Below are 11,482 nucleotides of genomic sequence, written 5' to 3'. Positions count from 1 at the left end.
TAGTGCGCGGTTGAGTGCGACGCCCTGCGTTCTACGTCTCGCGACGAACAGGTACGGCTGTGGATAACGCCTGCCCCGAACCTCGCCGTGCCCTACGGTTGTCCCCATGTCAGTGCGCCGACGGATGCCCGCAGCGGCCATCGCCGCGCTCCTCGCGCTCCCGCTCGCCGCCTGCACCCCCGCGCAGCCCGCACCGACGCCGTCGCCGACATCAGCGCACACGCGCCTCTTCGCCTCGGATGCGGAAGCGCTCAAGGCCGCAACGGATGCCTACGCGGCGTACCTGAAGGTGACCGATAACGTACTCAGCGAAGGCGGCGCAGACTCGGCGAGACTTGAGTCGGTTGCCTCCGGGGATGCCCTGAAGAAGGTTCGTGCTGACACGGCGGATTTCAAGGACAACAACGCACATACGGTCGGGACCACCAAGTTCGACTCCGTTCGCCTGGCGTTCTTTGAGCCGGGTGCGCGACAGCCAGTAGCAATCTACGTGTGTGATGACGTAAGCAATGTGGACGTCGTCGATTCGAGTGGCAAGTCATTGGTCGCGCCAGATCGAAAAGCACGCACGCCCTGGCATGTGACGTTCGTTAGGCCTGCCAACGAAGGTCACCTACTCGTAGCGGAACGCGCTCTGTGGACTGGCGGTGGCTTTTGCGCGGGTTAGTTGTCGGTCTTCTGGCGCTTTCGATCAGTCTTGCCGTCCCGTGCGCGGCAAGTAGTAATGACGGTTGCGGCCGCTGGGGGCAATACACCGGCGGCTGCTCCACCGGCTCAATCGCCGGCGACCACGTCGACGTCGGGACGAACGGCGGTTCCGGCGGCAGCTCCGGCGGCGACAGCGCCTCCGACGACGGCACGGACGCCGCGCCGGGCCCGGCAGGCAGTCCCTGTCCGGCCGGCGTCGTCTGCAGCGGGAACATGGTCGTGCAGGTTCAGGGCGGTGTCACGATGTCCGCGCTCGCGTCGTTCTACCCGCAGGCGCCCACGGTCTCCGGCGAGCCGAACGGATGGGCGATCATCGGCCTCGACGCCAACTTCGTCTCCGATGCCGGCCGGCACACGGCATCCGGGTCCCTGGCCGGACAGCCCGCGACGGTGCGTTTCACGCCGGTGCGCTTCGCGTGGGATTACGGCGACGGCGTGCACGCCTCGACCACAACAGGAGGGGCCACCTGGCAGTCGCTCGGCGTTCCGGAGTTCAGCCCGACATCCACGAGTCACATCTACACAGCGGGGGGCAGATACGGCGTCGCCCTCACAGTGGAGTACTCCGCGCAATATCGCATCGGAGGCGGGTCATGGCGAGACGTGCCGGGCACGCTGAGGCTCTCCGCGCCGACGTTCACGGTGATCGCCGCCGACGCGAAGACCGTGCTGGTGCAGCGCAACTGCCAGGCCGACCCGGGAGCGCCGGGCTGCTGACGCAATCGAGCGGGATATCCGCCTCGCAACACCGGAGCACGGCGCGGCGGTCGCCCACTCATTCCGGTCCCATGGGATTGTTCTAGTCCGTTCACAGATTGCCCATAACCCATGCCCAGCATGACAGCGGATGCTTTAAGCGCTTGGAAGGAGCACGACAGATGACCGACACACCGAAGGATCCCGCGGAGATGCCGGAGACGGCACCGCAGCAGCCGCACGCGCAGGACTCGGTTGCCGACTCGGCGCCGGCCGTCGAGCAACCTGCGGTTGAGCAGTCCGCGACAGAGCAGTCCGCTCATGACGTGCAAGCCAACCAGACTCAGCCGACGGAGCAGTTGCCGCCCTATAACGCAGCACCGCCGGCACCCGCGCAGCCCGTGCAGGGCCCGCAGAACCCTTACGCGCAGCAGGGTTACCGCTATGGTCAGCAGCCGGGCTACGCGCAGCAGCCCGGACCGTATCAGTACGGGGCGCAGCAGGCCGGACCGCAGCAGGCGCCCCAGCACGGAGCATTCGGGCAGCCGACGTACGCCGGCCAGCAACCTTACGCTCAGCAGCAGCCGGCTGAAGCACCGAAGCCGGCCAAGCAGAAGGACGGCAAGGGAAACCGTGCAGGACTCCTGATCACCGGATTCGTGCTCGCGGGTCTCCTCGGCGGCGGCGTAGGCGCCGGCGTGGTCGGCATCTACGCGGCGAACTCGAACTCGGGCCGACCTGTGGCATCCACGGGCGCCACCAATGTCACGGTGAACGACCCGCAGACCGCCACCAACGTCACCGCTGTCGCGTCGAAGGTGAGCCCGAGCGTCGTCACCATCAACGTCACGGGCAGTCAGGAGGCGGGCACCGGATCCGGCGTCATCCTCAGCTCCGACGGCTACATCCTGACCAACACTCACGTCGTCACCCTCGACGGGTCCACCGGCGCCGCCACCGTCAGCGTCACGACCAACGACGGCAAGATCTACAAGGCGACAGTTGTCGGCACCGACCCGGTGCTCGACCTCGCGGTGATCAAGCTTCAGAACGCCAGCGGTCTCACCCCTGTGACGTTCGCGAACTCCGACAAGGTCAACGTCGGTGACCAGACGATCGCGATCGGCGCCCCGCTCGGCCTCTCCGGCACGGTCACCAACGGCATCGTCAGCTCACTGAACCGCAGCATCTCGATCGCATCGTCCGCCGCACCCAAGCAGGACCAGCAGAATCAGGGCGGCAACAGCCCGTTCAACTTCTGGAACTTCGACCAGAACGGCGGCAGCAAAGGCCAGTCGTCGGCGCAGAGCACAATCTCGCTCCCGGTCATCCAGACGGATGCCGCCATCAACCCGGGCAACTCCGGCGGCCCCCTGCTCAACGGCAAGGGCCAGGTGATGGGCATCAACGTCGCGATCGCCAGCGCGAGTTCGTCGAGCAACTCCAGCGGGCAGTCCGGGAGTATCGGCGTGGGCTTCGCCATCCCGTCGAACGTGGCGCAGCGCGTTGCCGACGACATCATCAAGGACGGCAAGGCGTCAAGCGGTCTGCTCGGGGCGACGGTCTCCGACTCGACATCGAACAGCAACGCGACGACGGTCGGTGCTCTGATCAAGTCGGTCAGCTCCGGCGGTGCAGCGGCGAACGCGGGCCTGAAGGCCGGTGACATCGTGACCAACTTCAACGGCAAGCCGATCACCAACTCCACAGACCTCACCGCACAGGTTCGTGCCCTGGCCGGCGGCAGCAAGGCCACGCTCACGTACGAGCGGGGCGGGCAGACGCAGCAGGTCGACGTCACACTCGGCACACTCGCCACCGACTGAGCCCCAGCGGAGCGCATTCCGCTGGTAGAGCCCGCTGCGGCGTGTGGAGCGCTCGCCGCGACTCGAGCCGATCGCCACGGGTCGAGCCTGTCGCGGGTCGAGCCGCTCGCCGCGGGTTGAGCCTGTCGCCGTGGGTTGAGCCTGTCGAAACCCCCGATCCTTGCAGATTCCAAGTTTCGACCGAGCTCAACCCGCGGTCGTCTCAGCACGCCCTCGCCGAGCCGCCTCCCATCGCGCTGATAGGCTGGGCCGACGATTCGACGAGCGGATGTGATGGGCGAGGCCAGCAGTTCAGGCGCCGAAAGCGCCCTCGACGGGGCGGGTGCACTCCCGGGTGTCTCGTACGTGATGCCGGTGCTGAACGAAGCTCCGTACGTGCGCGCAGCGGTCGAGCGGCTTCTCGCCCAGGACTATCAGGGCCCCTACGACATCACGCTCGCCGTCGGGCCCAGCACCGATGGCACCGAAGAGGTGTTGGCCGCGCTGGCGCGCGAGCACCCGAACGTGCGGGTGGTGCCCAACCCCGCGGCGTCGACCTCTGCCGGGTTGAACGAGGCGATCCGGGCATCCGGCTATCCGATCGTGGTGCGTGTCGATGCGCATTCGCTGTTGCCGCCGGAATACACCCGTGTCGCCGTCGAGACACTGCGACGCACCGGCGCAGACAACGTCGGCGGGCTGATGGATGCCCGCGGCACCACCCCCTTCGAGAAGGCGGTCGCCCGCGCCTACCGTTCCCGCATCGGCCTAGGCGGCACGCAGCATCACGTGGGCGGCAAGGAAGGACCGGCGCAGACCGCCTACCTCGGCTCGTTCCGGCGTGATCGCCTCGAGGCGGTCGGTCTCTTCGACGAGCGCGTGCGTCGCGGGCAGGACTGGGAGCTCAACCGCCGTCTGCGGGCCGCGGGCGGCACGGTGTGGTTCACTCCGCGACTGGTGGTGACGTATCAGCCGCGGTCGAGCATCCGCTCGCTCGTCAACCAGTTCTTCGCGACGGGAATGTGGCGCGGCGAACTGGTGCGTCGCTTCCGGTCCGCCAATTCGTTGCGCTACTTCGCACCACCCGTGCTCGTGGTGCTTCTCGGGGTTGCCATCGTCGTCGGGCTTCTGGGCATCGTCGGGCTGATCATCGGAGCGCCGCTGGGATGGTTGACGCTGGCGTTCGTCGTCCCCGTGCTCTACCTGCTGTTCGTGCTCGCCGCGTCGTTCAGCATCGGCTCCCGAGACGGGTTCGCCGCCATGCTGCGATTCATCATCGTCGTGCCGACGATCCACCTGAGCTGGGGCATCGGCTTCATCGGGGGATACTTCGAGCTGTCGCACGATCTGCACAGCCGGTCCGGGAGGTAGCGTGTCGGCTTCTGATTCCCACCGCCGTCCTGCGTCGATCGCTCAGCTGCGCGAGGTGACGCAACCACCGGAGGTGCGCCAGCGGCGCAACGCGGAGCACTGGACGGCGCATCTCTACCTACGCGCCATCTCGCCGTACCTCACCTGGGCGCTGCTGAAGACTCGCATCAGCGCGAACGGCGTCACCGGCTTCATGATCCTGAGCGGATGGCTCACCGCTGCCGCCCTGCTCATCCCCGGCTTCTGGGGTGCACTGATCGCCGTCATGCTCGGCCAGGTGCAGATGCTCTTCGACTGCTGCGACGGCGAGGTCGCCAGGTGGCGGAACAGCTCGTCGCCGGCCGGGCACTTCCTGGATGCGGTAGGTCACTACTCGACGGAGACGTTCATCGCGATCGCGCTCGGCCTGCGTGCAGCCGCCTGGCCGTTCCAGACGCCCGACGACTACCTGTGGACGACGCTCGGCTTCGCGCTCGCGCTCGTGCTCGTGCTGAACAAGGCGCTGAACGACCTCACCCGAGTGGCTCGTGCATACGCCGGACTGCCCAGACTCGGCAACGCCGAAGCGGATGCCGCCCCTCAGCATCGCCTCATCGCGCTGGCCCGCCGCGCGGTGAAGTTCTTCCCCTTCCACAGGATGTTCCACTCGGTTGAGCTGACGCTGCTCACGTTCGTCGTCGCGGTGATCGCCCTGTTCACCGGGTCGCCCGCCACCGACCGCGTCTACCTCGTCGTGCTTCTCGCGTTCGCGCTCCTGGCCATGTTCGGTCACTTCCTGGCGATCATGAGCTCCAACCGGCTCAGGTCATGAATTCAGTCCTGCCCACGGCCGGTGTCGTGGTGCTGACGCAGGGAACGCGACCGCAGGAGCTCGCGCGAGCACTGGCATCCGTGCTCGCTCAACGCGATGTCGAGGTCAACATCGTCTGCGTGGGCAACGGCTGGCAGCCGACGGATCTGCCGAACGGAGTGAAGGGGCACGGGCTGCCGGAGAATCTCGGTATTCCGGCTGGCCGCAACGCCGGAGTTCCGGAGACGACGGGGGAGTTCCTGTTCTTCCTCGACGACGACGAATACGTCGAATCCGAGACGTTCCTGGCGGATGCCATTGCTCGCTTCCGCACCGATCCCGCGGTCGGCGTGCTGCAGCCCCGGGTGCGCACGATCGACGACTCCAGTCCGCCGCGCCGCTGGGTTCCGCGCATGCGCAAAGGAGACCCTGCACGGCCCAGCGCAGTCTTCTCGCTCGTCGAAGGGGCGATCGTGCTGCCTCGCAGCGTATTCGAGGCGGCCGGTGGATGGGCGGCGCCGTTCTTCTACGCGCATGAGGGCATCGAACTCGCGTGGCGCGTCTGGGATCAGGGCAAGCGCGCCTGGTATGCGGGCGATCTGGAGGCACGGCATCCGAACGTGCCGACCACCAGGCACACGGACTTCTACTGGCGCAACGCCCGCAACCGGGTATGGGTCGCCAGGCGCAACCTCCCGGCAGTGCTCGCGCCCGTGTATGTGGCGACGTGGACGGGCGTGCAGCTCCTGCGCGGCGCTCGCAACCCGAAGACCCTCCGACCCTGGTTCGCCGGCTGGGCGGCCGGCTGGCGCGACGACCCGGGGGAGCGGCGCCCGCTCCGGTGGCGCACCGTGTGGCGCATGACTCTGGCGGGCCGCCCGCCCATCGTCTGACGGTGCAGCGGCGCCTGTCGTCTGAGGGCAGGCAGCTCGCCGATCGAGCAGCGCGCCCTGCACGTCGGGCAGTGCGAGTCTCACCTGTTCAGCAGGTGCCGCGTAGTGGCACGCTTGTCGAACCCGCCCTACTCGACCGCAGCCAGCTCGGCCTTGTCGGCATCACCTGCAGCCAAGCGCGCGTTGAGCGCCGCGGGGAACACTTCCGGCAGCGACCCGAACGCCACATGCGCGGAATGCACGACCCGGGATCCGGTGATGCGGTTGCCTGCGCCGCCAACGAGCGCCCCCACGCCGAACGGAAGCGCCTTGCCGAGGATGCTCGCCGTTCCGGTGGTCGCCAGACGCTTCGCCGCCGCGGACTGCAGACGCTGCACGAGCGGTCCGATGACGACGCGCGGGATGCTGCTGGCGACCACCTGCCGCCAGTACAGCTCGCGGCTGACCTCCTTCTCAGTCAGTTCGATGCCCCACTGACGCACGAGATCGGATCCCTCCTTGCCGAGCATGAGGGCCAATACCAGGGCGCGGGCGCGCTCCGGATCATCGACGGGCAGTCCGTGCAGTTCGGCGATCGATTGCGCGAACAGTGCGGTCGCCTCGAGGAACGCGGCGGTCTCGACGGCGGAGAGCGCCAGCGTGGTGACCGTGCCGACGGCCGGAATCACAGCGGTCGTGCCGACCGCGGCACCGCTCGCGGTGATCGCGGCGAGGTATCGGCGCCCGACGACGTATGCGACTTCGTCGGGCGCGGCATCCGGATGCCTGCGCCTGACGCTGCGCAAATGGGCCAGGACGACCGGTCGCTGCACTGCGAGAAACCGGTCGACACCTCGATTGATGCGGGTCGGGATGCCGACTCCGCGAGAGGTGCTCGTGCCGGTGACACCCACGAACGGCTTGACCTTCTTCGAGCGAGCCATGCATTCGAGTCTACGGACGGGAGGCATTCCGCTCGCTGCATAGACGACGGTGCGACTGTCGTCGTGAACGGATTCTCCTAAGCTGGCCGGGTGCCCCGCCTGATCACGCAGAACGACTTCGACGACGTGCGACTCCGCACCGATCGAGTAGACGGCTCCATCGCGGAGACCTTGCGTGCCTGGGCGATGGAACCCGAACGCTTCAGCCTCGCGGATGACGTCTCGCGCGCCGCGGTGCTCGTCGAGGCGGGGGACGACTTCGGCTACGGGGGCGACCACGCCGAGGCGCTGCGCATGTACGAGGCGGCTCGGGATGACGGAGGGGCGACCTATGTCGACCCGCGTGCACTGATCGTGCAGGGGCTCTATCAGATCGGGCAGACGGCTTCCGCATTAGAGCTTGCCGACGCCTTGCGCAAAGAGTCCCCACGACAACTCAACACCTTCCTGGTGCTGGGCGGTTTCTTCGAACTCGTCGACGAGTTCAAGCAGGCCCAGCGCTGGTACTCGATGGGCATCCGGGCGATGGACAGTGGCAACGTGCCCGGCTCGGAGTCCCAGTACGAGTCCATGCTGATCGGCCGCGCACGAGTTCGCTCGGAGCTCGGGGTCCGTCAGGACACGCTCGACGGCGCGGCCGCCATCATCATCGAACGTTACGCGGCGGAGTTGGAGTCGGAGGAGTAGTCCTCGCGCCCGGGCATGTGCTCGCGGGCGGCGCGCTATCAGCCGTGAAACAGTTCCCGCGCGACTCGCAAGGCTCCTTCCAGTGTTCGTTCATCGGCGCCCGCGGCTGCGGTTCCCAACGATGAGCGGCTCGCAGTGAACAGCTTCTCCGGCCGCGCGTAGCTCACCAGCGGCAGTGATCCACGGATGAACGAGTCGGACCCGATCCTGACGTGCTGCGTGCTGGCGTATGGTCGCGGCACCGCTCACGCAACGCGGCTGCGAGCTCGTTCCGTCGATAGGGCACGAACGCTCTGGATTCGAACGCTGTCCGCTCCGTAGACAAGAAGGCGTGGTCGAGCCGTACTCCAACGCCGCAGGCGTGTTCGGAAAACGGCTGCGCCACATCCGCACCGGGCTGGCGCTGAGCCAGGAAGAGGTGGCGCACCTCGCGGAGATCCATCCGACGAACTACGGCAAGCTCGAACGCGGTCGGGCGAACCCGAACATGGAGACGATCATCCGCATCTCCACTGTTCTCGGAGTCGAACCGGGCGAGCTGCTGCACGGGCTGACGACGGCGGACTACCCGGGTCATCAGCACAACGTCACGGCCAAGGAGTGGCTCGAAGCGCGCGAGCGGATGCGTTAGGCAGCACGATCCGCTCCGCGACCGAAACGCGACAGTGACTGAATGGTCGCGGCTCCGAGGTACGTCAGAAGCTCGCCCGCCACAGGTACTCATCGCCGTTCGCTCTGTGCCAACGAACGACGAGCACCGTCGAACGGGCCAGGTCGTGACCGTGGATCGGGATCTCCGCGACAGCGCCTGGATCGAGTGTGATGGGTGCTTGCACTGGCATGCTGCCCGCGCCCAGCAGGGAGAAGCGCACGCCGGTGAGAATCTCCAGGCTGACGTTGCGCAGCCGGTAGCGCGGGGGAGCGCTGCGATCGAAGGCGAACGGAACGGGATATGCGAGGTTCGAGTCCTCGGTGCTCTCAGCGCGTCTGGTCGTGGTCATGCAGGGCACGCTAGGCGGGGCATCCGACGGACCGGTCTCTGCTGGGGACGGCACGCCAGGCGGGGCTCTGTGGACGGAAAGAGATGGCGTGGACGGAAAGAGATGATGGCCCGCCCGGCGCAAACTGGCTCAGCCGCCGTAGTCGCTGTTGTAACGCGCCAGCACTGAATCGATGTCAGCGTCGAGCGCGAGCCCGTGGTCGTTGAGATAGAGACCGCGGGTGCAGAAGCGGCGGATCTCCTTCTCGTTGTGCGAGACGAAGAACATCGTGCGGCCGTTCGCGAGCATCTCCTCGATGCGCTTGTAGCACTTCTCCCGGAACATGCGGTCGCCCACCGCCAGCACTTCGTCGACGATGAGGATCGGCTCGTCGAGTTGGGTGATCACAGCGAAGGCGATGCGCACCTTCATGCCGCTGGAGAGGTGCTTGTACGGCGTGTCGAGAAAGTTGCCGATGTCGGCGAATCCGGTGATCTCGTCGAATCGTTCGTCGATCTCCGCCTTTGACATGCCGTGGAGTCCGGCCGTGAGGTAGACGTTGTCGCGCACACTGAGGTCGTCGACGAAGCCGCCCGTGATCTCGATCAGCGGCGCGGTGCCCGCCTTCACTTCCACGGTGCCCTCGTCGGGCAGGATGACGCCGGCCACGAGCTTGAGCAGCGTCGACTTGCCCTGCCCGTTGCGTCCGACCACGCCGACCGCTTCACCGGCCGGCACGGCGAACGACACGTGGCGCAACGCCCAGAACTCGTCGGGCTTCACACGACGCTGACGGGAGGAGAACAGGTCCTTGAAGCTGCGACGGGAAGAACGATTCCGCTTGAAGCGGATGCCGACATCCGTCGCTTCGATCATCGTCGAGGTCGTCGTCGAAGTCGTCATCACATCTCCTTCAGCACGCTGCGGATCGTGCGGGAGTAAACCATCCAGCCGATGATCAGGAAGACCAGGCTGCCGATCGCCGAGCTGAGCACAAGGTCCCAGTGCAGGTCGCCAGGGAAGAATGCCGAGTGATAGATGCCGAAGAGCCCGACCAACGGGTTGAGGTCGGAGAACACCTTGAAGATGGGGAAGTCCTTCGGTACTGCCGTAGCCGGGTACAGAACGGCCGACACATAGAAAAGCAGGCGCAACAGCAGTTTCACCACGCGCTCGAGGTCGCGGAAGAACATCACGAGAGGCGCGATCAACAAGCCCAGGCCGACCAGCAATACGGCCTGGATGAGGAACGCCAGCGGCATCAGCGCAAGTTGCCAATGCACGTGTGCCCCCGTCACGATGACGAAGAACGCCAGCACCGGCAGCGAGAAGAGGTATTCGATGCCCTTGCTGAGCACGATCCGGTTGATCCAGATCGTGCGCGGTATGGCCACGGAACGGATGAGCTTGGCGTCACGGCTGTACGCCCGCGTGAAGTCCGACACGGCGCCGTTGAACCACGTCCATGGCAGCATCCCGGAGAGCAGGAAGACGATGTACGGGTCTTCGGTGACACCACCGCGCTGGAAGATCACGGTGAACACGAGGAAGTAGATGCCCGCCATCAGCAGCGGGTCGAGGATCGACCACAGGTAGCCGAGTGCGTTCGTCGCGTAGCGCACGTGCAGGTCGCGCTTGGTCAGCAACCACAGCGAATGCCGGTAGCGCCCGACCGGCGACCGCTGAGTACGCTCGGTCGGTCGCGCGGCGGCAGAGATCGTCACCCCACGATCGTAGCGACGACCGGCTGGGCAGAAGACGGATGCCGCCGGCCCAGCAGGCCGACGGCATCCGTCAAATCTTGGTGCAGCTCGTTCACACGAAGAGGTTCGCGCGCTCCAGGTCTTCCGCGAAGTCGATCTCGACCGCGTACAGGTCGGAGATGTCGATGGGCTCGACGAGCATTCCATCGTGCTGGATGGCCAGTTCGAGACCGCGCTCGAAGTAGTCCTGGTCGTCGACGCGCTGCAGGTGGTGCAGCAGTGCTGCCTTGTCGTGGCTGGAGACGTAGTTGATGCCCACCGCCTCGCCGAGCCCGCCCGTGACCGTCTTCGAGAGCTTCTCGATGTAGCCCTCGGCTCCGGTGGTGTACTTGACCTCTTCATCGGAGACCTTGGCTGTGTTCACCGTCACGAACGACTGGTCGCGGGCTACAGCGGCCGCGGCACGTACGAGCAAGCCCGGGTCGAAGACGACGTCGCCGTTCATCCAGAGCACGCCACCGTTTCCGCTCGACTTGAGCGCACGCATGAGGCTCTTCGACGTGTTGGTCTGGTCGTACTGCTCGTTGTAGACGAAGGATGCGTCGGGGAACGCCTCGACGATGTGCTCGAGCTTGTAGCCGACGACGATCGTGACCTTGGCCTTCGGGCCGAAGGCGGCATGGATGTTGTCGAACTGCTGCTGCATGATCGTGCGACCGTCGCTGAGTTCCGTCAGCGGCTTCGGCAGCGAACGTCCGAGCCGACTGCCCATGCCTGCCGCGAGAATCACGACCTGCGGTGCGGTGGTCACGTTTCGTCTCCTGTCATTCGTGCGCATAGTCGACCCCCCATGAGTTGAACTGTGTGACGTGCTGATGACAGCCGATCAGCGGTGAATCTTGAGGTGCATTTCCGCGCCGACCGCT

The 11,482-nt window shown here is 66.3% G+C and carries 13 protein-coding genes; 8 read left to right on the top strand and 5 right to left on the bottom strand.

Annotated features, from left to right (window positions below):
* The first annotated feature begins 106 nt into the window (after positions 1-106).
* The 6 genes from ACYVDK_RS10250 to ACYVDK_RS10225 all read left to right on the top strand — a co-directional run bounded on the left by ACYVDK_RS10250 (position 107) and on the right by ACYVDK_RS10225 (position 6,263).
* Positions 107-667, top strand: coding sequence for a hypothetical protein (locus ACYVDK_RS10250; protein WP_460521313.1), 561 nt, complete (start codon positions 107-109; stop codon positions 665-667).
* A gap of 254 nt (positions 668-921) precedes the next feature.
* Positions 922-1,425 carry a PKD domain-containing protein gene (locus ACYVDK_RS10245; RefSeq protein ID WP_460521311.1) on the top strand — a complete coding sequence of 168 codons (504 nt, stop codon included), beginning with the start codon at positions 922-924 and terminating at the stop codon, positions 1,423-1,425.
* A gap of 161 nt (positions 1,426-1,586) precedes the next feature.
* A complete protein-coding gene (locus ACYVDK_RS10240) occupies positions 1,587-3,230 on the top strand; it encodes a S1C family serine protease (protein ID WP_460521309.1) in 1,644 nt (547 codons plus the stop codon).
* Positions 3,231-3,503: 273 nt separating this feature from the next.
* Entirely contained in the window at positions 3,504-4,580 is a 1,077-nt protein-coding gene (locus tag ACYVDK_RS10235; RefSeq protein WP_460521307.1) for a glycosyltransferase family 2 protein, read from the top strand.
* Between the two features lies 1 nt (position 4,581).
* The gene (locus ACYVDK_RS10230; protein WP_460521305.1) at positions 4,582-5,391 is read left to right on the top strand and encodes a CDP-alcohol phosphatidyltransferase family protein; all 810 of its coding nucleotides are present in this window, start codon (positions 4,582-4,584) and stop codon (positions 5,389-5,391) included.
* Entirely contained in the window at positions 5,388-6,263 is an 876-nt protein-coding gene (locus tag ACYVDK_RS10225; RefSeq protein ID WP_460521303.1) for a glycosyltransferase family 2 protein, read from the top strand. The genes ACYVDK_RS10230 and ACYVDK_RS10225 overlap by 4 nt, the downstream gene beginning before the upstream one ends.
* Before the next feature lie 128 nt (positions 6,264-6,391).
* On the opposite strand, the gene ACYVDK_RS10220 is transcribed toward ACYVDK_RS10225, so the two are convergent.
* Positions 6,392-7,186 (bottom strand): hypothetical protein, encoded by a 795-nt coding sequence (locus tag ACYVDK_RS10220; RefSeq protein ID WP_460521301.1) that lies wholly within the window; start codon positions 7,184-7,186, stop codon positions 6,392-6,394.
* A 90-nt stretch (positions 7,187-7,276) separates the two neighbouring features.
* Between ACYVDK_RS10220 and ACYVDK_RS10215 the strand changes: the two genes are divergently transcribed.
* Entirely contained in the window at positions 7,277-7,873 is a 597-nt protein-coding gene (locus tag ACYVDK_RS10215) for a tetratricopeptide repeat protein (protein WP_460521299.1), read from the top strand.
* Positions 7,874-8,204: 331 nt separating this feature from the next.
* On the top strand, positions 8,205-8,504 hold the full coding sequence (locus ACYVDK_RS10210) for a helix-turn-helix domain-containing protein (protein ID WP_460521298.1): 300 nt from the start codon (positions 8,205-8,207) through the stop codon (positions 8,502-8,504).
* Positions 8,505-8,568: 64 nt separating this feature from the next.
* On the opposite strand, the gene ACYVDK_RS10205 is transcribed toward ACYVDK_RS10210, so the two are convergent.
* The 4 genes from ACYVDK_RS10205 to ACYVDK_RS10190 all read right to left on the bottom strand — a co-directional run bounded on the left by ACYVDK_RS10205 (position 8,569) and on the right by ACYVDK_RS10190 (position 11,367).
* A complete protein-coding gene (locus ACYVDK_RS10205) occupies positions 8,569-8,874 on the bottom strand; it encodes a hypothetical protein (protein ID WP_460521296.1) in 306 nt (101 codons plus the stop codon).
* Between the two features lie 129 nt (positions 8,875-9,003).
* Positions 9,004-9,756 (bottom strand): ABC transporter ATP-binding protein, encoded by a 753-nt coding sequence (locus ACYVDK_RS10200; protein ID WP_460521294.1) that lies wholly within the window; start codon positions 9,754-9,756, stop codon positions 9,004-9,006.
* Positions 9,756-10,577 carry an ABC transporter permease gene (locus tag ACYVDK_RS10195; protein WP_460521292.1) on the bottom strand — a complete coding sequence of 274 codons (822 nt, stop codon included), beginning with the start codon at positions 10,575-10,577 and terminating at the stop codon, positions 9,756-9,758. The genes ACYVDK_RS10200 and ACYVDK_RS10195 overlap by 1 nt, the downstream gene beginning before the upstream one ends.
* Positions 10,578-10,668: 91 nt before the next feature.
* Positions 10,669-11,367, bottom strand: coding sequence for a phosphocholine cytidylyltransferase family protein (locus ACYVDK_RS10190; RefSeq protein ID WP_460521290.1), 699 nt, complete (start codon positions 11,365-11,367; stop codon positions 10,669-10,671).
* Positions 11,368-11,482: the final 115 nt, after the last annotated feature.

Source organism: Humibacter antri (genome assembly GCF_054777235.1).
This window is presented reverse-complemented; position numbering and strand designations above follow the sequence as displayed.